General features: G+C 31.0%; 24 protein-coding genes. 8 read left to right on the top strand and 16 right to left on the bottom strand.

Annotated elements, in window-relative coordinates; translation table 11 throughout:
* Positions 1–54: 54 nt before the first annotated feature.
* The gene (locus HA144_RS02475; RefSeq protein ID WP_209042124.1) at positions 55–1197 is read left to right on the top strand and encodes an aldo/keto reductase; all 1143 of its coding nucleotides are present in this window, start codon (positions 55–57) and stop codon (positions 1195–1197) included.
* Here HA144_RS02475 and HA144_RS02470 read toward each other — a convergent pair.
* Genes HA144_RS02470 through topA form a run of 5 tightly spaced genes read right to left on the bottom strand, consistent with a single transcriptional unit; the run spans position 1186 to position 7104 of the window.
* A complete protein-coding gene (locus tag HA144_RS02470; protein ID WP_209042122.1) occupies positions 1186–2184 on the bottom strand; it encodes a hypothetical protein in 999 nt (332 codons plus the stop codon). The two genes, HA144_RS02475 and HA144_RS02470, sit on opposite strands and share 12 nt — an antisense overlap.
* Complete coding sequence (cobT, locus tag HA144_RS02465; RefSeq protein ID WP_209042120.1) at positions 2185–3342, bottom strand: nicotinate mononucleotide-dependent phosphoribosyltransferase CobT; 1158 nt, start codon at positions 3340–3342, stop codon at positions 2185–2187.
* Between the two features lie 10 nt (positions 3343–3352).
* Positions 3353–3994, bottom strand: a complete 642-nt coding sequence (locus HA144_RS02460; RefSeq protein ID WP_209042118.1) for a DUF2232 domain-containing protein — start codon at positions 3992–3994, stop codon at positions 3353–3355.
* Positions 3995–4040: 46 nt separating this feature from the next.
* Entirely contained in the window at positions 4041–4490 is a 450-nt protein-coding gene (locus tag HA144_RS02455) for a hypothetical protein (protein ID WP_209042116.1), read from the bottom strand.
* 7 nt (positions 4491–4497) lie between these two features.
* A complete protein-coding gene (gene topA / locus HA144_RS02450) occupies positions 4498–7104 on the bottom strand; it encodes a type I DNA topoisomerase (protein WP_209042114.1) in 2607 nt (868 codons plus the stop codon).
* A gap of 175 nt (positions 7105–7279) precedes the next feature.
* Here topA and HA144_RS02445 point away from each other — a divergent pair, with 175 nt between their 5' ends.
* On the top strand, positions 7280–8800 hold the full coding sequence (locus tag HA144_RS02445) for an NAD(P)H-quinone oxidoreductase subunit N (protein ID WP_209042112.1): 1521 nt from the start codon (positions 7280–7282) through the stop codon (positions 8798–8800).
* A gap of 16 nt (positions 8801–8816) precedes the next feature.
* Positions 8817–9503: an ABC transporter ATP-binding protein gene (locus tag HA144_RS02440; protein WP_209042110.1), complete on the top strand. Its 687-nt coding sequence runs from the start codon at positions 8817–8819 to the stop codon at positions 9501–9503.
* 2 nt (positions 9504–9505) lie between these two features.
* Here HA144_RS02440 and HA144_RS02435 read toward each other — a convergent pair whose 3' ends face one another.
* The gene (locus HA144_RS02435) at positions 9506–10255 is read right to left on the bottom strand and encodes a biotin--[acetyl-CoA-carboxylase] ligase (protein WP_209042108.1); all 750 of its coding nucleotides are present in this window, start codon (positions 10253–10255) and stop codon (positions 9506–9508) included.
* Positions 10256–10330: 75 nt separating this feature from the next.
* Here HA144_RS02435 and HA144_RS02430 point away from each other — a divergent pair, with 75 nt between their 5' ends.
* Complete coding sequence (locus tag HA144_RS02430; protein ID WP_245152799.1) at positions 10331–10816, top strand: DUF721 domain-containing protein; 486 nt, start codon at positions 10331–10333, stop codon at positions 10814–10816.
* Between the two features lie 5 nt (positions 10817–10821).
* Here HA144_RS02430 and ubiE read toward each other — a convergent pair whose 3' ends face one another.
* Positions 10822–11523, bottom strand: a complete 702-nt coding sequence (gene ubiE / locus HA144_RS02425) for a bifunctional demethylmenaquinone methyltransferase/2-methoxy-6-polyprenyl-1,4-benzoquinol methylase UbiE (RefSeq protein WP_209042106.1) — start codon at positions 11521–11523, stop codon at positions 10822–10824.
* Positions 11524–11559: 36 nt separating this feature from the next.
* Entirely contained in the window at positions 11560–12330 is a 771-nt protein-coding gene (gene hisF / locus HA144_RS02420) for an imidazole glycerol phosphate synthase subunit HisF (protein ID WP_209042104.1), read from the bottom strand.
* 59 nt (positions 12331–12389) lie between these two features.
* Between hisF and petP the strand changes: the two genes are divergently transcribed.
* The 3 genes from petP to HA144_RS02405 are packed head-to-tail and all read left to right on the top strand — an operon-like array spanning position 12390 to position 15341.
* On the top strand, positions 12390–12614 hold the full coding sequence (gene petP / locus HA144_RS02415; protein ID WP_209042102.1) for a cytochrome b6f subunit PetP: 225 nt from the start codon (positions 12390–12392) through the stop codon (positions 12612–12614).
* An 8-nt stretch (positions 12615–12622) separates the two neighbouring features.
* Positions 12623–13570 carry a chlorophyll synthase ChlG gene (gene chlG, locus HA144_RS02410; protein WP_025880719.1) on the top strand — a complete coding sequence of 316 codons (948 nt, stop codon included), beginning with the start codon at positions 12623–12625 and terminating at the stop codon, positions 13568–13570.
* Between the two features lies 1 nt (position 13571).
* Positions 13572–15341, top strand: coding sequence for a transglycosylase domain-containing protein (locus HA144_RS02405; protein WP_209042100.1), 1770 nt, complete (start codon positions 13572–13574; stop codon positions 15339–15341).
* A 9-nt stretch (positions 15342–15350) separates the two neighbouring features.
* On the opposite strand, the gene HA144_RS02400 is transcribed toward HA144_RS02405, so the two are convergent.
* From HA144_RS02400 to HA144_RS02370, 7 genes are all read right to left on the bottom strand, one after another.
* The gene (locus tag HA144_RS02400; protein ID WP_209042098.1) at positions 15351–16667 is read right to left on the bottom strand and encodes a 16S rRNA (cytosine(967)-C(5))-methyltransferase; all 1317 of its coding nucleotides are present in this window, start codon (positions 16665–16667) and stop codon (positions 15351–15353) included.
* A 213-nt stretch (positions 16668–16880) separates the two neighbouring features.
* Positions 16881–17060 (bottom strand): hypothetical protein, encoded by a 180-nt coding sequence (locus HA144_RS02395; RefSeq protein WP_209042096.1) that lies wholly within the window; start codon positions 17058–17060, stop codon positions 16881–16883.
* A 104-nt stretch (positions 17061–17164) separates the two neighbouring features.
* Positions 17165–18655: a cryptochrome/photolyase family protein gene (locus tag HA144_RS02390; RefSeq protein ID WP_209042094.1), complete on the bottom strand. Its 1491-nt coding sequence runs from the start codon at positions 18653–18655 to the stop codon at positions 17165–17167.
* Entirely contained in the window at positions 18652–18783 is a 132-nt protein-coding gene (locus HA144_RS02385; RefSeq protein ID WP_209042092.1) for a DUF2256 domain-containing protein, read from the bottom strand. Before HA144_RS02385 ends, HA144_RS02390 begins: the two co-directional genes overlap by 4 nt.
* Positions 18784–18786: 3 nt before the next feature.
* Positions 18787–19023: a TIGR03643 family protein gene (locus HA144_RS02380; protein ID WP_209042091.1), complete on the bottom strand. Its 237-nt coding sequence runs from the start codon at positions 19021–19023 to the stop codon at positions 18787–18789.
* Positions 19024–19025: 2 nt separating this feature from the next.
* Complete coding sequence (locus tag HA144_RS02375) at positions 19026–19418, bottom strand: thiol-disulfide oxidoreductase DCC family protein (RefSeq protein WP_209042089.1); 393 nt, start codon at positions 19416–19418, stop codon at positions 19026–19028.
* Between the two features lie 178 nt (positions 19419–19596).
* A complete protein-coding gene (locus HA144_RS02370) occupies positions 19597–19800 on the bottom strand; it encodes a hypothetical protein (protein ID WP_209042086.1) in 204 nt (67 codons plus the stop codon).
* Positions 19801–19896: 96 nt separating this feature from the next.
* Between HA144_RS02370 and trmH the strand changes: the two genes are divergently transcribed.
* Positions 19897–20568 carry a tRNA (guanosine(18)-2'-O)-methyltransferase TrmH gene (gene trmH / locus HA144_RS02365; RefSeq protein WP_209042084.1) on the top strand — a complete coding sequence of 224 codons (672 nt, stop codon included), beginning with the start codon at positions 19897–19899 and terminating at the stop codon, positions 20566–20568.
* A gap of 2 nt (positions 20569–20570) precedes the next feature.
* On the opposite strand, the gene HA144_RS02360 is transcribed toward trmH, so the two are convergent.
* Positions 20571–21326: an ABC transporter permease gene (locus HA144_RS02360; RefSeq protein WP_209042551.1), complete on the bottom strand. Its 756-nt coding sequence runs from the start codon at positions 21324–21326 to the stop codon at positions 20571–20573.
* Between the last annotated feature and the right edge of the window lie 118 nt (positions 21327–21444).

Raw genomic sequence — 21444 nt, 5'->3', positions numbered from 1 at the left:
TTTTCAACTATAAATAAATTAAAGAGTAAATAAAAAGAAATTGATCATATTTAGATGATTATTCATTCACAAAAAAGATCATTTGGACGAGGGGCGAAAGTGAGCTTATTCACTTTAGGGACAATGCGAGCAACTGAAAGTCTCGAAAAAATGTATAGCATAATAAAAAATGCATATTATGTAGGAATTAACCACATAGAAACAGCACCTTCTTATGGTGATGCAGAATTACTTATTGGAAATTCATTAAAAAAACTAGCATTAGAAGACAACATCCCCGAAAAAAACTGGGTGATTACTACTAAAGTTTTACCAAAGGGTGATTTTAACTTTCTAAAAAATAATTTTAAAAATTCACTTAAAAATCTTAATCGTGAGAAAATTAATAATCTTGCAATTCATGGATTGAACTTAAAAAAACATCTAGACTGGGTTCTAACTGGAGAAGGTAATAAATTCATATCTTGGATACTAGAGAAGGAACTAGTTGATCAAGTTGGTTTTAGTTCACACGGAAGTTATTCACTAATTAAAGATGCAATTAACTGTGAAATTTTTAGTTTTTGTAGTCTACATTTACATTATTTAGATCAATCTAAAATTACCTTGGCAGAGGAAGCTATAAAAAAAGGTATGGGAGTATTAGCAATATCGCCTGCTGATAAAGGCGGGAGATTATATTCTCCAAGTGATATTTTGTTAGAGGCATCTAAGCCTTTTCATCCATTAGAGTTAGCGTATCGATTTCTGTTGGCAAAAGGTATTACAACTTTGTCCCTAGGGGCGACAAAGAAAAAAGATTTTGAATTTGCTTATAAACTTAGAAACTCCTTCGAGAAGCTTACTAAACTTGAAAAAAGCAGCCTAAATAAAATTGAGGAAGTTGCTAATGAAAGATTAAACTCAACCAAATGTGAACAATGCAAATGTTGTCTTCCATGCCCAATTGAAATACCTATTCCAGAAATACTTCGCTTAAGGAATATATCTATTGGTTATGGCCAATTAGAATTTTCAAAAGAAAGATACAATTTAATTGGAAGAGCTGGTCACTGGTGGGAAGAAAAAAATTCCTCATTTTGTCAAGAATGTAATGAATGTGTTCCTAAATGTCCTAATCAATTAGATATTCCAAATTTATTAAAGCAAACACACAACTTATTAATTGAAACTCCTACAAAAAGATTATGGGATTAAAAATTGATTCCATGAATTTTTAAGATTAATTTTTTGTTCATTTGTTAAAACAGGGAAAGACCAACTATTATCCCAACATTTCTTAGAAGGGCCTGATATTGGAAAGATCTCAGATTCATATTTGCTTTGTAAATAATCATTATTAAATGGTAGATACCAACCTTGACTTACCAATTCATCTACTATTGATTTATTCTCAAGAGATTTAATCCATTTAATTAATATTGCATTATTTAGATTTGATCGACTAAGGAGAAAATGCCACATTAAAGGTACTCCTTGGCTTGGGAAAACTAAAGAAAGCCTTGGATCTATTTTTAAATATTTTGAGCAGAGACTATAAGGAACTATGGCTACGCAAGCATCAGAATTAATCAACCAATTGAGCATATTTTTATCATCAAACAACATTGCTTGACTTTTGAGTTTTTTTAAAGAGTTAGATGAATTAATTTTTTTAGCAATTGACAATATTATTCTGGGACTTTGTGGAAAAATAATTTTCCCTGTTAATTTTTTAGATAGAAGAAAATCCCAAGAAGTTCTTGCTGAATTTATTAGTTCTTTATTATTTTTAATAATAATTGTGTAAGGTACTACGCCAATAGGAAATAATTTTGTTCTTTGATTTTCATTAAAACTTTCTAAAAAATCTATAGATCTCTTATCCAAATTTTCGATCAATGGATATTCATTTATTTTTTCAAATATCTCAAAATCTATACTAGTTATCCATCCATCGTTTATTAAAGTAAAGTCAGAGCTGAGAATTATATTTCTATTTTTTTTTAGTTGGATACCTTCAAAATTAATTTTTTCCTTTTTCCAATCATTTGGAATCGTATCTTTAAAGGATTGTGGATAAAAAGAATTTTGTAATGCAATTTTTACTTCACCAGGAAGATTACTGCATGAGTTTAATAAAAATAAAAGGGAAAGCTTACCACAATTTAAAAATTCTCGTCTTGTTGCAAATTTTGAAAACATTCAGCAATCCTTCTCTAAAGAAATTTGACCTAGACGCTTCATTTTTTCCAGATTTTGTTGACACAATGAAACTATTTCGTGATTTTTAAACCCATTTAAAAAAGCAAGAATTGATATTCCACCCGCACCTACCCCTTCTTTTACATGACCTATTTCATAATCCTTCAATTCTTTATATATGGAAGATTTAAAATTTAAAGGGCTTGCTAAACCTAATAAGTTGACATCATATTTCTCATTAATTAGGTTTAATAAATCGATTAGAGAATTATCTTTTACTAGCCAGCCCGTTGTTGCAATAAAAACATCTTCAATAAAGTCATCTTTATTTTTTGCACCTAAGAATTCTAATACAAGCATAATGACAGCCAACATTTGACTCCCACCAGATAATATTACAGGCTGGTTTGCTGACCTAGCACCAATTAATAACCCCATTGAGAAAGCTTGAAATGGATCTCCTACTGATGCTACAACATCAAAAGAGTCAAAATCAGTCTTGAGATTTGCATTCATAATTCCTTTTTGAACTACTTTTCTTCTCAATTCTCTTGGAGCTCTATATAAACTACTTCCCACTAAATTAGACACTTGCAAACCAAAAGCTTCCATTACCGCCTGAGCAGTTGTAGTACCCCCCGGTACTGATTCAGAAATTAAGATGGGTTGTTTTGATGAATTTCCTATCGCAAGACCTCTCTCATAGAGATTTAAAACTCTCTCTTTGGGCATAGATTTTCCGGAAGTAAGACAATTTGATGGCCCTAAATCTTTATCCTCTACAACCAAATGATTAAAGTTGGGCTTTACTCCTATTCCCAAAGGAACAATAACGGGATGAACATTTATAAGCTTTGAACAAACATGACTTATTAGAGCCGGAGTCACTCCTGCATTGAGGAGAGGTAATTTATATTTGTGATCTTTTGAAGCACCCCTAAGCAAAAACTCGGCATCTGCAAGAGCAGTTATTCGCCTAGATTTTGGATTAATACCTGCAGCTGAAATGCCAGGAATTTGAGATGTATTAGTACCTGCAATTACAAGAAAAATTTTGAAATTATTTATATTCTTTTTCAATATCTCTATTCTATTAAATTGTCTTTTTTTATTGGATTCAATACCAAAAAAATTTATCCCTAGTTCTTTGCTATACATTCTTATCTTTTTATGAATTATTTAAATCCACTAAGTTATTTAATAATCTTGGAGGATCTGGGATAGTTAATTTAAATCTTGGGAAAAGAGAATATGCAACTACATGTACTGTTAAAACATAAACTATTTCTTGAAAAATTATTAATAAAATTGCAACTAATTGGATACTTAAAATAGAGGGAGAAAAGGATAAATTAAATAATCCAATGAACTTTTCTATTAGACCATAACTTGCTCTTGTGATTAACAACCATAGGTTATCTCCAACCAACGTCGATAATGCTACTACTCTAATAAAGAAACCGAATGTTCCAATAATAACTCCCATTGTTAAACTTAGTTTCCAACTTTTTTCTTTTAACCAACACCAGCCCAACCAAAAAGCCAAAATTCCATAAGGGAATAAAAATAAGGTTCCTCTAAAAGGACCCATAATTATGAATAGCAGTAGAAATTGTATTAAGAGTCCTTCAAATGCGGTTTTAGTTCCTCTTCTCAAGTGCAAAAGGATTATTGGAAGTGGTAAAATTAACCTTAATAAAGCTCCCCCCACTGGTAAATAATAAAGGGCAATCCATAATAAAGACGAAAGAGATGCTAAATATGAGGTCTCAACAATATTTAAAGCTTCAGTTTTTGTTTCTATTTTCATTTTTTGTTGGATAATTTAATTAATTTTTTTCATAATTTTATTTTTTTTAATCTCCGATACGTTCAATCTTTTCTATTTCAAAATTTACCTCAGAATTACTTAATATGGAACTTAACTTTTCAGTAGGATCTTTTGGATCTACATTTTTTAAGATCAATATAATTTTGTAAGATTGAAGCTCAATTTTTCTTTTTTTTGAAGAATTCTTTATTTTGTCTTTTTTTTGTTTTGGTATTTTCTCTAAATTAATATTCTTTTCATTTTCTAGAACATTTTTTGGCTTTTCTACTTTTTTTATCTCTTTATTATTAATTTCATTATTTTCTTTTTCTACAATTTTTTTATTTTCTAAATTCTTTTGTAAATCTTTATCTTGGCTTATTTTTTCTAAATCATTAAAACTACTCTCAAGAAAATTTCCAATTCTCCCTCCAGAACATGATTGCAATAAGATTAAAAAAATTAATAAAAAAAATTCTTTTTTTTTAAAAATCATATTTTTTCTAACTTTTCCTTTTCCTTATATTTTTTTTATTACTTACTTTAGTTTTTTTCGAAGTAGATACTTTTTGATCTTTTAGTTTTTCTTCCAGAAGAACTACTGCATCATCTACTGAAAATTTTTCTAAATCAGTATCTTTAGCAAGCGAAACGTTAGTTTTGCCACATTTTAAATAGACCCCATATCTTCCATTTAATATTTGAATTTTTTCTTTGAATTCTTTTGGTTTTCCAAAGTCTTTAAGTACCTCTTGACCTCCTCTACCCATTTTCGGCATCGCAAGGATTTCTAATGCTCGTTTGAGTTCAACGGTAAAAACATCATCTTCTTTTTTTAATGATCTGTTTTCAGATTCATTTTCATTTTTAATCCATTTAATATAAGGGCCAAATCTTCCTCTGTCAGCCTCAACAACACCTCCTTCAGGATGAGCTCCTAATAATCTAGGCAGACTTAAAAGTATAAGAGCCTCATCTAAAGTTAAATCATCAGTTTTCAACTCTTTGGGTAATGAAGCTCTTCTTGGTTTAGCTTTAGCTTGATCATTATTTCCCAATTGTACGTAAGGTCCGTAAGGGCCAAATCTTAAAAAAACTTTTTCCCCAGTTTTTGGATCCGTTCCAAGATCTGATGGACCACTTAAAATCTGATCAACTTGCTTTATATCTAAATCCCCAGGAGTAATATCCATTGGAAGATTACCTTTCGCTTGTATTTCATTACCAGATTCATCAATTTTTATACCCTCTAGCCAAGGTCCGTTAGAGCCTATTCTGACTACGCAAGGAAGGTCTTCGAAATCAACTTGTCTATAAGCTTTACCATCAATATCACCCTCTGTTTTCTGAACTTTCACCTCCAAACCATTTTTACCTTTATAAAAAGTCTCGAGATATGGTAGCCACTCAAGATTACCTGAAGATATTTCATCCAATGAAGATTCCATTTTTGCAGTAAAAGTAGTATCAACTAGATCAGGAAAATGTTCTTCTAATAGAGCGGTTACAGCAAAAGCTGTGAACGTTGGAGCCAAAGTATTGGAAGATATATTTGCATAACCTCTATCAACAATTGTCCCAATAATGCTTGCGTAGGTAGAAGGTCTTCCAATCCCTTCTTTTTCAAGAACTTTAACTAATGCAGCCTCTGTATATCTTGCAGGTGGTTTGGTTTCATGAAAAGTAGATTCTTTTTTAGTAACTTCAAGACATGTTCCAATTGTTAATTTTGGGAGAATAATTTCTTGTTGTTCGAGGGATGAACTTGGGTCATCACTTCCTTCAACATAAGCTCTGAAGAATCCTGCGAAATCAATACTTTTGCCGCTCGATTTAAATAACCCATTCCCCACACTAATTTCAGCATTAATCATTGTTAGCCTAGCTTCAGCCATTTGACTCGCTACAGTTCTTTTCCAAATTAAATCGTAAAGAGATAAGTCTCTACCAGTTAGTTTGGTTTCTTTTGGTGTTTTAAATACCTCACCTGCCGGCCTAATAGCTTCATGGGCTTCTTGAGCATTCCTAGCAGTTGAATTAAATTTTCTTGGTGAGTTAGATAAATATTCTTTTCCATACATAGAACTGACGCATTCTCTAGCAGCTCTTGTTGCTTGTTCGGAAAGATGAACTGAATCAGTCCTCATATATGTTATAAAACCTCTCTCATATAGGCCTTGTGCACATCTCATAGTTTCTCTTGCAGACAAACGAAGCTTTCTGTTTGCTTCTTGTTGCAATGTACTAGTTGTAAATGGAGGAACTGGCTTTCGCGTGGATGGTTTTTTTTCAATATTTGAGACAACCCAATCTTCAGAGGAAAAAGTCTTCAATAATTCATTTACTTTTTCTTCTCCAATTATTAAAGATTTATTTCCTTTTTTTAATTTGCCAGTCTGTTCATCGAAATCAGAACCATTAGAAATTCTTTGACCGTTTAAGCTAAATAATTTAGTTTCGAAAGTAACATTATCTTTTAATAGGGAAGCTTTCATACCCCAGTAGTTAGCTTTTTTAAAGGATCTTCTTTCTCTCTCTCTTCTAACAAGAAGTCTTACAGAAACTGATTGAACACGGCCAGCAGATAATCGGGGAGCTACTTTCTTCCAAAGTAAAGGTGATAATTCATATCCAAAAAGCCTGTCCAAGATTCTCCTGGTTTCTTGAGCCTGAACAAGTTCCATATCAATTTCTCTTGTTCGATCTAAAGCCTTATTAATTGCCTTTTTTGTAATTTCATGAAAAACCATTCTCTTAGTTGGTATTTTAGGCTTAAGTATTTGTAGAAGATGCCAGCTAATACTCTCTCCCTCTCTATCTTCATCAGTTGCCAATAATAGTTGGGTCGCATTTTTCAATGCATCTTTCAGTTCTTTAACAACCTTTTTCTTATCTTTTGGGACTATGTAAAGTGGTTCAAAATCTTCTCCTGTATTAACTCCTATCCTTGACCATTTTTCTTTTTTAACTGCAGCAGGGATTTCGGCAGCTCCTTTTGGAAGATCTCTTACGTGCCCCATTGAAGCAAGAACTTCATAATTAGAAGGCAAAAACTTTCTTATAGTTTTTGCTTTGGTGGGACTTTCAACAATAACAAGTGTGTGATCCAAGGTTTATTTCAAAAATTGGTTTATTTGTTTAGTAAGGGCATATTATGATTAATTGAAGGTTATTCAAGTAATTTCTACTTAAAATTTCAAAAATCATACCTACAAATTATAATCAAGTTAAGATTAACTCTTAGACTCTTACAATCAAACATCTAATTTAATCCAATTTAATAAAGTGCCCAACGAAATCTTTACAATTAATTTAAACGCCCAAGCCATAATTCCAGAGGCTTTTATTTTACTAGGTATTGTTGGGACACTTCTTGTAGATTTAGCTGGAGAAAAAACTGCATCAAAATGGGCACCAATAATCTGCTATTTATCAATTGGCAGCTCTCTTGTTAGTTTGGCCTTGCAATGGAGTAATCCAGTGGAAAGTGCCTTTCTTGGATCCTTTAATTCAGATAATTTAGCAATCGCATTTAGAGCAATAATATCTTTATCAACTTTAATCTCTTTACTTATAAGTTGGCGCTATACAGAACAAAGTGGAAGTCCTATTGGCGAATTCGCAGCGATAGTTCTTTCCGCAACTCTTGGTGCAATGCTTTTGTGTGGATCTACTGACCTTATTAGTTTATTTATATCTCTTGAGACTTTATCGGTTGCGAGCTATTTGCTATCTGGTTACCTCAAGAGAGACCCACGGAGTTCAGAGGCTGCTTTAAAATATTTACTTGTTGGTTCGGCGGCTGCTGCTGTCTACTTGTATGGCGCCTCTTTCCTTTATGGTTTAAGTGGTTCTACAAACTTAGCAATAATTGGTTCCGAGATTATAAACAAACCCTCATTCATTACCTCTCTATCTCTCGTATTTGTCTTATCAACCGTTGCTTTTAAAATCGCTGCAGTTCCTTTTCATCAATGGACTCCAGATGTGTATGAGGGATCACCTACACCTGTAGTGGCTTTTTTGTCTGTTGGGTCAAAAACAGCTGGGTTTGCATTTGCGATAAGAATATTGAGCACTACCTTCTCTTCTTTCGATGATGAATGGAAACTTTTATTTACTATATTAGCCATATTGAGCATGGCTCTTGGAAATGTTGTAGCCCTTGCTCAAACCTCAATGAAAAGGATGTTAGCTTACAGTTCTATTGGACAAGCTGGATTTGTAATGATTGGAATAGTATCTGGGACTCAAGATGGTTTATCGGCGGCTGTTTTATATTTAGCTGCATATTTGTTTATGAATTTAGGTGCTTTTTCTTGTGTAATACTTTTCTCTCTAAGAACCGGTTCTGACAGAATTCTTGATTACTCAGGACTTTACCAAAAAGATCCTCTCATTACCCTAGGATTAAGCCTATGTCTTCTTTCTCTTGGAGGTTTACCTCCAATGTTGGGATTTTTTGGAAAGATATATTTATTCTTTGCTGGTTGGGCGAATCATCAATACCTATTAGTAATAGTTGGACTTGTAACTTCAGTAATTTCTATTTATTACTACATTTCAGTGATAAAAATGATGGTAGTTAAAGAACCACAGGAAGCTTCAGAAATAGTCAAATCATATCCTGAAATTAATTGGGGAATTGTAGGTTTACCTCCATTGAGAATTGCGCTTTATACTTGCGTGGCGGTAACAGCTCTTGGAGGAATCCTTTCTAATCCTCTTTTTAAATTAGCTAACACAGCAGTTTCAGAAACTCCTTTTTTACAAGATATTCTGGCCATAACAAACAATATTACTTAGAAGAATAGTTCAAGAAATGTCTAAGAAAATCGCAAGTTTAGAAAGAATATCTAAAACATACGGGAAAGATGATCTAACTGTTAAAGCCTTAGACAGCATTAATTTAGAAATTTTTAAAGGTGACTATTTAGCTGTAATGGGAGCAAGTGGCTCAGGTAAAAGTACAGCAATGAATATTATTGGATGTCTAGATAGACCATCTGAAGGTGTTTATAAATTAAATGGTATCCCTGTTGAGAAATTATCTGATGATGAGCTAGCGGAGGTAAGAAACCAAAAATTAGGCTTTGTTTTTCAACAATTTCATCTTCTTTCAGATGCAACAGCACTTGAAAACGTAATTTTACCGATGATTTATGCTGGTATTGAGCCTGAGCAAAGATTAGAGCAAGGTAAAAGTGCTTTAGAGAAAGTTGGCCTTTCTGAAAGAATGAATAATCGCCCTAACCAATTATCAGGAGGTCAACAACAACGAGTAGCTATTGCTAGGGCTATTATCAATAACCCTGCAATATTATTGGCAGACGAACCTACTGGCGCACTAGATTCAAAAACAACTGAAGATGTACTAGATCTTTTTGACAAACTGCATGAATCCGGAATAACTATTGTTTTAGTTACGCATGAAAATGAAGTTGCAAATCGCGCAAAAAAAGTTGCCAAATTCAAGGATGGAAGAATAGTTGAATTAAAAGTTAATTAAATTCAGAATCTTGTAATTACCTTCAGTTGAGTTTGATTTTCAATCCTTAAATTACCATTAGAGTCAATATCTCTAATTTTCCATGTATTAGAACAAAAACCACTAGGTAAAAATCTTTTAGTGAGGAACTTATTTGCCGAATTGATCACATAATCTTTATTACTATTACATTCAACTGAATCATGAAAAGCTTTAAGAACTTTTGCTGTCCAATAATATTGATTTATATTCTTAGTTTGTAGTACTTTTGATAATGAAGTTCCTTCTGATGGAGTGTAATTTAAAACATTCATGCCAAGTCCTACTCTTACGTAGGTAATTTCATTACCTCTTGTTATCACCTTCGGTAAAAATCCAATCAACTTTTTTGATCCAATAAAAATATCATTTGGCCATTTCAAACAAACATTTATATTTTCTTGTTTAAGCATTTCACATATCTTAATTCCTAAAGACAAATTAAAAATTTGGCTTTTAAATTCTTTTGAAAATATTGGGTAAGCTGCACTTAACCAAATCCCTCCTTTTGGAGAAACCCAAGTTTTTGAATTTTGGCCAAAACCTGAGAACTGTTCTCTTGCAATTATCGCTACTGGCTGGTTTCTCTTTATTTCAGCATATCTAAGCAAGTTGGTTAGCTCATTTTCTGTACTTTTGCATTTTATTTTGTAATGAAGACTCCAATTTGGATGTTGACCCTGAATTTTTTTTAAATAAAAAACTGTCTTAGCTGCAGATCCAATAACTTTCACAAATTCTTTATTAAAACAACGAGCATCTTTTAAAAGATTAGATTAACTTTAGTCTTAATAAGTAAATTTTACAAATTGGACAAAAAGTATTTGCCAATATTGAATAGAAGGAATCCACACCCATTAAAAAATTGTCTTGAAAATTTCAAAAAATCATGGGGGGACTTAAATAAACTTTCTAAAATCAACGAAAACTGGAAGGACTTAATCGGTATAGGACTATTTCAAGAATGCAAACCATTAAATATTGAAAAAAAAATACTTACTATTGCAGTAAATCATCCTCAGTGGCGTCAAGCTCTAATCTACAACAAGCATAAATTAATAGAAAGAATCGAGAACATTGGAATAACTTTAAATGAAATAAAAATAATACAAAATTATGAACTTAAAAATAAAAATTTTCAAGCAACTAATGCAAAGACAGTTTGGGCTAAGCATCCAAGCAGAATCTATCAAAATAATATGTGCATTTGTACTGTCTGTAATTCCCCAACTCCCCAGGGTGAAATCAAACGTTGGGGAAAGTGTTCTTTTTGTTGGAGAAAAGTTAACAACTAAATTCTTTATTTAGCTAAAATTAATATTCCCATCTGACCAAAAAAAACAGTTCTATATTCAGCTTTTTTAAATCCAATATCCTTAGCAATTTTTATGAGCTCATTTTTCTTTGGAAAATTACTAATGCTTTTTTCAATATATGCGTACTCTGGACTTAAACTAAAAAGACGCGAAATGGTCACAACTACAAGCCTCAAATATATTGTCTGAAAAATATTAGATATAGAATTTTTTGTTGAATGATTAAAATCCAAGAATCCTGCCCTTCCTTTATCCTTCAAAAGATAAAAAACTTTTTTCATTCCTTCTTCAACATTATTCAAGTTTCTTAATCCATATGACATACAAATCCCATCAAAATTTTTCGAATAATCATTAATTTCTAAAACATCTTTAATTACCCATTTAATGAATTTATTTTTTTTAATCTTTGATTTTTTCTTTGCAATATTTAAAATTTGCTTGGCACTGTCAATCCCAGTAATTGAGCCCCTTGGACTTACTCTCTCAGAAATTAAGAATGCCAAATCTCCAGTTCCACAGCATAAATCAGCCCAATCTTCACCATTTAAGGGTTCTAATAAATCAACTAATTTCCTTTTCCATAATTTGTGGAGTCCAAAACTTAGTAGATTATTTAAAAAGTCATATTTATAAGAAATTCTATTAAATATATTTTTGACTTCGATAGTTTTTGTGAATTTCATTTTTAAAGTACTTTCTTTCTGGGATAAATTTAAACTTTATTCATATGGTCTAATTGGAAGTTTTTTTTCAAGGAGGAAAGTTTTTATTTCTTGTAAAGTAAGTTTCCTATCATGAAGTAATGATGCTAAAAGTGCTGCTGATGCCCTGCCTTCTTTGAAAACATCATATATATCTTCTAAAGAGCCTGCTCCTCCAGAAGCGATTACTGGGATGTTAACAATTTTGGTGACAGATTCAGTCAGATCTAAATCATAACCATTCTGCGTTCCATCGCCATCCATTGAAGTTAGCAATATTTCCCCCGCACCTAATTCCTCAACTTTCTTTGCCCAACTTAATACATCTATACCAGTATTTTCTCGCCCTCCTTTTACATATACCTCCCATTCGTCAACCTTATTAACTTTCCTTCTTGCATCAATTGCAATCACGATGCATTGTGTACCAAATTCTCTAGAACTTTTAGAAATTAAATCAGGATTTTTAACGGCTGAGGAATTCAAACTAACTTTGTCCGCCCCTGCTCTTAAAAGATCATTAATAGAAGAAACAGAATCTATACCTCCACCCACCGTAAAAGGGATTTTTACTGATTCTGCTGTCCTAGAAACAAGGTCAATTAATGTATTCCTATTTTCCACACTAGCTCTAATATCTAAAAATACTAATTCATCTGCACCTTCATCAGAATACCTACAAGCCAATTCAACAGGATCACCAGAGTCTCTCAAGTTAACAAAATTTACACCTTTAACCACTCTTCCATTGGCTACATCTAAACAAGGAATTAAACGAAGAGCTACCATTTTAGTAAAAATTGTCCAAATGCTGTTAATCTTGCATAATAGCTTCTATTTTACCTCTTATGGCTGAAACAAAATTATTACCCAAAATCGGTAGTAAAATTAAAATTAACATTAACAAAGTAAAAGATAGACTACCAGGTAAATTAATTGATCAAATATCATCTAATCCTAAAGCCGTAATAACAGGCTATAAAATGACAGACGGCAGGAGTATTGGAATCACGGCAAAATTTCAGAATGGTGAGCAAAACTGGTTTTTCCCAGAAGAAATTGAGAAAGGTTAAAGAGTACAGTGAATGATCCAAAACAACTATTAGGAATTAAGGGTGCTTCTGAAACATCAAGTATATGGAAACTTCGTATACAGTTAATGAAGCCAATTACGTGGATCCCTTTGATATGGGGTGTTATTTGTGGAGCGGCCGCAAGTGGAAATTTTGAATGGACATTTAGTAATGTTTTAGCTTCATTAGCATGCATGTTAATGAGTGGTCCACTTCTGGCAGGTTATACACAAACCATAAATGATTTTTTTGATAAAGAAATTGACGCAATTAACGAACCAAACAGACCAATTCCTTCTGGAAAAATTTCAATTAAAGATGTAAAAATTCAAATCTGGGTATTACTTATTGCAGGCCTAATAGTTGCTTTTCTTTTAGATTTATATGCTAAACATAACTTTCCCTCCGTCTTACTTTTAGCATTAGGAGGTTCTTTTGTTAGTTATATATATTCCGCTCCACCTCTTAAATTAAAGCAAAATGGTTGGCTTGGAAATTATGCATTAGGCGCATCATATATAGCTTTACCTTGGTGGGCAGGACAAGCCTTGTTTGGGAAATTAACTATTGTGACGGCATTACTAACACTAGCCTATAGCCTATCTGGACTTGGTATTGCTGTTATTAATGATTTCAAAAGCGTTGAAGGAGACTCAAAGCTTGGCTTGAACTCTTTACCGGTAGTATTTGGAATTAAAAATGCAAGTAGAATAAGTGCTGGACTGATTGACATTTTTCAATTAGCAATGGTTGTAGTATTAGTCATTATTGGTCAACATTTAGCCTCTGTAATTTTGGTTTTATTGGTAATTCCACAAATCACATTTCAAGATATGTGGTTGCTAAGAGATCCTCTAAAGTTTGATGTTAAATATCAAGCAAGTGCCCAACCGTTTCTGATAACTGGAATGTTAGTTACAGCTTTAGCTATAGGACATAGTTTTTTAGTTGCTTAAGGTGCAAAAGATTAAATCCAAATCTTTTGTTTTAATAATTCCAATATTGATTTTTTCTGGAATATCTTTTTATATTTATAGTCTAATATTTACTACATTAAAATTTGACATATCAAAAAATAAAAGATCTCGCACAACCAAATATTCTTACGTAATATCATCCGCTGACAATAAGGTATTAAGCAAATTAAGCCGTAAATTTGAAATAGATAACAGTAATCATAAAATTCCATCTTTTCTTAAACATTCTTTTATATCTTCAGAGGATAAAAGATTTTATCAACATAATGGAATAGATTTAAAAAGTATTTCACGTGCCCTTTTTCAAAATATTAGAAGTGGTTATGTTAAAGAGGGAGGAAGTACGATTACTCAACAAGTTGCCAGATTAATTTTTCTAAATAATGATTTAAGTTTTCAAAGAAAAATCAAAGAAATATTCATATCACTAATACTTGAATTCAGATATGACAAAAATCAAATTTTAAAATTATATTTAAATAATATTTATTTGGGATCAGGAGCATACGGGGTTAACGAGGCTTCTCAAGTTTATTTTGGAAAACTTTTAGAAGAATTGACATTATCAGAGTCCGCATTAATTGCAGGATTAGCTCCAGCTCCATCAATTTATTCACCTTATCAAAATATAGAAATAGCTATCAAAAATAGAAATAAAGTTCTTGAATCAATGTATATTGATGGATATATTTCTCTTGCGAATAAAAATAAAGCTATTAAAGAGAAAATAAACTTAAATCATCAAACAGCTAATAAATTTTTAGATGATAAATTACTAATAAATTTTATTCTTGAAGAAACCGATAAAAGAATTGAAAATAAAAATGATTATAAGTTTTTAAGGATTAAATCTTCTATCAATAAGGATTGGCAAGAAAAAGGCCAAAAAATTTCAAGATATGTTGGACCTAAAGAACTTGAGTTTGCTCTGTTATCAATCGAATCAAACACAGGACTAATCAGGACAATGGTAACGAGCAGAGATCCATTAATTAATGAATATAACAGAGTGATTTCATCTGTGAGACCTTTAGGTTCTACTTTTAAAATTATTCCTTATGCTGCAGCATTAATAGAAGGGATAAAATTAACTGATAAATTTGAAGACTTACCAAGATGCTGGGATGATTATTGCCCAAAAAATTTTTCAGAAAAATATAAAGGTTCAGTATCTTTGATTGAATCATTTAAAAGTTCATCCAATATAGTACCAATATCAATAACAAAAAAAATCGGCTCTAAAAATATTATTAATTTAGCGAATTCATTTGGTCTGGGTTATAAACAAGAGTTAAAGCAATTCCCATCATTAGCTATTGGTTCCTACGGAGATAATCTTTTAAATATTACAAATGCATATTCTGCAATAAATAATGGTGGGAAGATTCAAAGCCCTAGCATAATAGAAAATATAGAATCACTTAATAATAAATCTATTTGGAAAAACAAATTTATTTCCAAGAAAATATTAGATTTAAAAGTAAACAAAAAAATAAATAAACTTCTTGAAAAATCTGTAAAAGAAGGAACTTCAAAAGCAGCCTCTATAAAAGGGAAGAAAATTTATGGAAAAACAGGAACATCCGATGGGAATAAAGATCTTTGGTTTATTGGTTCACTTGATAACCTTACAACAGGTATCTGGATAGGTTACGACGATAACAAAGAATCAGAATTATCTAGTGGAAATGCGGCTTATTTATGGAAGATATTTATAGCTGAAATTTATAAAATCCCAATTAAAAAATAAATTTTATTTTTAAGATTTGTAAGAAATGATTGCAGAATAAAATCCATCACCAGAATAGTCTAAACTAGGTAAAATTTGCTTTTGGCTAACCAATTCTAAAGCTTTATTTTTTTCAATAAATCGTTCAATTAATAAATTATTTTCATCAGGACAGATAGTACAAGTTGAATAAACTAAAGTTCCATCTTTTTTCAAAAGAGGAAAAATACTCTCTAAAAGTTTTTCCTGCAATAAAGTTAATGATTTTATTTTTTCTTTACTTAAAGACCATCTAGAATCTGGATTTCTTGACAGAGTTCCAATACCAGAACAAGGAGCATCTAAAAGGATCTTATCAAAATAAGACACAAAATTAGGATTCAATTCAATCAAACTCGATGCATCAGCCTTTAGGGTTTTTACAGATTTAAGATTTAACCTCTTTAAATTTGATTGAAGTATTTTCAATCTTTTTTCTGATCTATCTACAGCCAATATCTCAGCACTATCATTTGATAATTCTGCTAGGTGGGTAGACTTACTACCTGGCGCTGCACATGCATCTAAAATCTTTTCACCTTCTTTTGGATTTAAAAGAGGTGCTACCCACTGAGAAGATCTATCTTGAATTGTCCAAAGTCCATCAATATAGCCTGGTAAGTTTTGAATAGATCTCGGATTAGATTTTAAAGTAATAGCGTTATTTAAATTTTCTATAATTTCGGCATCAAATTTATTTTCATGCAGTATTTCCAAAAATTCTTCTGAATTAGTTTTCAGTTGGTTAATTCTCAAATCAATTGAAGGTTTTTTATTAAATGCCTTAACGATATTTTCTCCCACGCTATTACCTACCCATTTATAAAGATCATTCACAAGCCATAATGGTAATGATTCAAGGTATGAAATTCTTTCTTTTCTATCAGAGGGTATTTCCGGAAAAGTTTCTTGTTCTAATTTTCTTGACGCATTTCTCAATATCGCATTTACAGTTCCTGATAAACCATTTAAATCTGTTTTTTTAGCTACTTCTACAGTGGTAGAGATAGCGGCAGGAAATGGAACTTTATCCATTTTCAAAAGTTGATATAAACCTATATGTAAAAGCCATCTTAATTTTGGAGGCTGTTTTTTATGAGTAATTTTTGAAGTATGATCCGTCCAAAGATCAAGAAATTTTCTATACCTTATACATCCAAAAGATAATTCAGTAATAAAAGCTATATCAAGAGGATTAAATCGATAATTTCTCAAAACCTTTTCAAGGGCATGTTCAGAAAAATCACCATAACTAACTTTTAATAAAATTTCCCAAGCTGCTTTTCTTTGTAAATATCCTATGCTCAAAATATAATTTATTTTTAGAGATAACTTTAATATACAAAAATTTTATAAATTTAAACTACTTTATCAATTGAAGAACTGAACCAAATAAAACCTAAGATAGAGATTAGTGTCAGATTAAATCCTAAAAATAGAAAAATATTTAAAGAATGAATTCTTTCTCGAAAAAATAATTTTTTCTCTTTTTGATACTTCATTAATAAAATAAAAACTTAATTAGGAATTTAAACGACAACCTATGTTTATGGATCCTGCATCAAGTAATCTTCCTAACTTTATGGCTATAGATTCCTCCAGCCTTGTAAAATTAGATTGATGGGTAGTTATCCAATCTAATTCAGAAAGAGTGATAATACCGGTAATATTAATTTTCAAAAAAAGTATTCCCAGTTCCATTTAATGATTAATTATTTTTTAATTTAACATCGGCTTGTAATATTTCGTAATAATATTATATTCTTTTAATTTTTCAAAACCAAATATAGGTTAAAACTCTTAATTTATTGAATATCGCTTAAAAATTTATCGGCCGTTTTGAAGTGATTATTTAATTTTTCCTCTGACATTTTATCGAGATTTCTCGTTAACATTGCCAGACGATATTGCTTCCTAAAAAAGCTTTCATTATCTTTAATAAATTTCCAAAATAAACCATCCCATATTTCACACCATGGACCACTTTTAAAATTAGACATTTTTTTTACATAATTAGAGCTTGATATATACGGTTTTGTTGAAAAAATACCTCCATCACTAAACTGACTCATTCCGTACACATTCGGGACCATAACCCAATCATAGGAATCAATAAACATTTCCATAAACCATTTATAAACTTGATTGGGGTGAATTCTACATAGAAGCATAAAGTTACCAATAATCATTAACCTCTCAATATGGTGACAATAACCATATTTAATAATATTTTTTATAACAACATCTACAGGTTCAATTCCTGTATTTCCTTGATAAAAAGATTCTGGAATTGGCTTATCTTCAAAATTCCAAAAATTACTGTTTCTCATCTTTGTTCCATACTTTTTATAGACGAGACAAATAAATTCTCTCCATCCAATAATTTGACGAATAAAACCCTCTAAAGAGTTAATAGGAACATTATTATTTTTTGCAAAAAGTAATGCTTTATTTACTACTACATCTGGGGTTAATAAGCCGCTATTTAAAAGAGGAGAAAGTAAACTATGCCATAAAAAAGAATTTTCTCTAGAAATAGCATCCTCATAATCTCCAAATAAGAAAAATCTATGTTTAAAAAAATCATTTAACCATTCATCTGCCTCATCAAAATTAGTTGGATATAAAAAGTTATTACTTTCTCCAATAAAATCAATATCAAAATTGGCTAATGAACTTTCTGCATTAACTACAAATTTATTTTTTTGTAATTTAGGTATATCAGGTATGTTTATTTTTTTTGGTAATTTTTTTCTGTTCATTTCATCGAAACTCCATTTACCACCTTCAGGAGTATGATCAGGATTAACTAATATCTTTTGGCTTTTTCTTTGATTCTCATAAAATCTCCCCATAAGCGGTTTTTTTGAATTTGATGCAAATAACTCTTTTAAATCTTCACTGCTAATAAACATAGGAGAAGGCAAAATATTTAAAGCTAAATTATTACTTTCAACAAAATTATTAATCCTCTTCGTTATTAAAAAATCATGAGGTTCAATTAGATTTATTTGCTGATATTTATCTTTAATAAATTCCGATAAATAGTCAACTGTAGAAATATTATTCTTGTTTTCGATGTATAAAACTTTAAAGCCAGATATTTCTAAATATTTTTTATAAGCGAGCATAGATGCTCTATGAAAAACTAACTTGTTTTTATGGTTAATTAATTTATGAAATTTATCATTTCCAAAAAATAATGAGTCTTCCAAAATCAAAATCTCGCAATTTATTTTTAAGATTGGGCTTTCTCTAAAAAGTTGATTCGGGAAAATAATTGATACTTGTTTCATCTTTGCGACTTCCTATTACTACATCTTTTTGAACAGTAGATAACATCATTCCAACATTTTTTCCATTTTTTACGCCACTCAAAAGGCCTATTGCAAACAGGACAAATTTTAGTAGAAAGATTTTTCAAAATTTATAATTTTCTTTTGTGATTAGATTTAAATCTAGTTGAATCTTTAAGCGCCATATGTTTTGTATTTCTTCCCGAAACTCTCTTTCTCCAGACTTTGAATGATTTAGGCTTAAGATTTTGACGCATAATTTTTATCGCATCCTCCTCTTTTAAACCAAATTGATACTCGATAGCTTCAAAGGGTGTTCTATCTTCCCAACACATTTCTATAATTCTGTCTATTTCAACATTTTCCATAATTATTGTTCACATTGGGAGGTACAAAGTTTTTCAATATCGGATCTACCTGTAATTTGAAGTCTATATTTTGCCCAATATCTGTATACCATTCTTAATATGGGGGATAAGAATTTAATCTTCAAGGGATAATAAACCCAACCTAAACCAACTAATTCATAAGAATATGCAAGTACATCTAGTCCCCTAATAATTTCACCATTTTCCATAATCCCATGCAGGTTTGACATGGCTTCTGAATATGAGATGTCATTAAAAAGTCTTTGATCATAATCCTTACGATTAATATCAATAAATGCAATTTGATTTGAGATATCTCTCTTTTTTAGAAAATTTGTTTCTCGCAAACAAAGTGGACAAGCACCATCGAATAAAAAGGTTAATTTATTTTTCATATTTTTTATTCAAATATAGAAATTAAATAACTTTTTTGTGGGATAAAAAAATTGTTTTTTAGTACAAGCTTTATAAAGCCTTAATAATTGCCAGTTCTAATTTAGTGAAATTATATTATCTTATAAATTAATAAGCCATTGATTAAGGGATACATCAATGGTTTTAAACTATTTATAATCAGTCATCTAAAAGATGCATTCCTTCTCCAACGTCAGGAGTAAATTTACAATATTTTTCAAAGACAAGTCCAACACCTCTCATTTTTTCTCCCAATTCATCGTTAAATTTATTCCATTCTTCCGATTCACGATCAGGCAAATCCCACCCTTGTTTTTCTACCATACTGGTTATTACTGTATAGTCCCATTCTATGTATGCCATTAAGGTAATTCAAACTACTAGAATATTATAAACCAAGAGATTTAATAGGTAATCAATATTTTTTGAATATAATTTAAAAGTGTGAAAAAATTATAAATGTCAATTTTGCCAAGAAGATTCGAACGAATCAAAAGTGTTTTAGATTGCAGAATGAAAAACTTGACTGTTTTAGTTGAGGATGTCAATAAACCACATAATCTATCCGCGATATTAAGGACATGTGATGCAGCAGGAGTTTTCGAAGCAAATTTTATTAGCAAAACGAATGCCGTTAAGACTTTTAATAGTACTGCTCAAGGAAGTCAAAAATGGGTAAAACTAAATAATCATGAAAACACTATCACGGCAATATCTGATTTAAAGAATAAGGGTTTTAAATTATATGGAACGACTCTTAATAGTGAATCTGTAGATTATAGAAATTTTGATTATTCTCAAAATACATGTTTTGTTTTAGGAGCAGAAAAATGGGGACTAAGTAATGAACTTATATCAATGGTTGATCAATCAATTTTCATACCTATGAGAGGTATGGTTCAATCCCTGAATGTTTCAGTTGCTGCTTCCATATTATTATTTGAAGCTATTCGCCAAAGAAAAGATAAAGGTATATTGCCCACTAATGGAGAAGGTTTAAATATAGATGAATATCAAAAAGCACTTTTTGAATGGTGTTACCCAGAATTAGCTGCGGTGTATAAAAAATCAGCCAAAGAATATCCAAAGTTGAATGAACAAGGAGAACTTGATCCTATTCCAGATAACTAAATTTATTTAGAATTTTGATTATCAAAAATTTCTTCAAGATCCTCTCCTATAAAAGAAAGACCTAAAACTAAAAAAAACATTGCCAACCCTGGGAACAACGCTGTCCACCATATGCCAGTAGGTAAGGCGGCAAGAGCAAGATTTAAATCACTTCCCCACTCTGGGACATCTGCAGGAACACCAAGACCTAAAAATCCTAAACTTCCTAATACCAAAACAGCATCTGCCGCATTTAGGGTAAGCAGAATAGGCAAAGGTGTTATTACATTTGGAAGAATATATTTAAAAATAATTGTTTTAACATCAGCTCCTGAAACTTGAGCTGCTTCCACATAAGTTTCGGATTTAACCAATATTGTCTGATTTCTGATTAATCTAAAATATTGAGGAGAGTAAACAATACACAACGCCAAAGACGCGTTAAAGATACCCTTACCCAATACAAAAGCCACAACAACTGAGAGCAAAATTACAGGTATTGAAAAAATAGTATCCATTATAAGTGATAAGCATTTATCAAAAAAACCACCAAAATATCCACTTAATAAACCCAATGGTAAACCCAAACTTAATGAGAAAAGAATAGCTAAGAATACAACTTCTATCGCTAAGGATGATCCTTGCAAAGTTCTTAAGCAAACATCTCTTCCTAATCTATCTGTGCCACAGAAATGACTAAGCGAAGGAGGGGCAAAGATATCATTGCTTAACATTGAAAATGAATAACCAAAAAAATTATTGGCCTCTAAAAATTTCATTATTAAAACAACAAGAAGATAAAAAAGTACAATTAGAAATCCAGCTTTTCTGATATTTGCGCCGACACGATTAAATGAGTAAATATCCAAAATCTTTTTTTTACAGATATGACTGAAA

The sequence above is a fragment of the Prochlorococcus marinus XMU1404 genome, assembly GCF_017696175.1.
GTDB lineage: Bacteria > Cyanobacteriota > Cyanobacteriia > PCC-6307 > Cyanobiaceae > Prochlorococcus_A > Prochlorococcus_A marinus_X.
The sequence above is the reverse complement of the archived record's forward strand: the minus strand, read 5'-3'. Positions and strand labels throughout refer to the sequence as shown.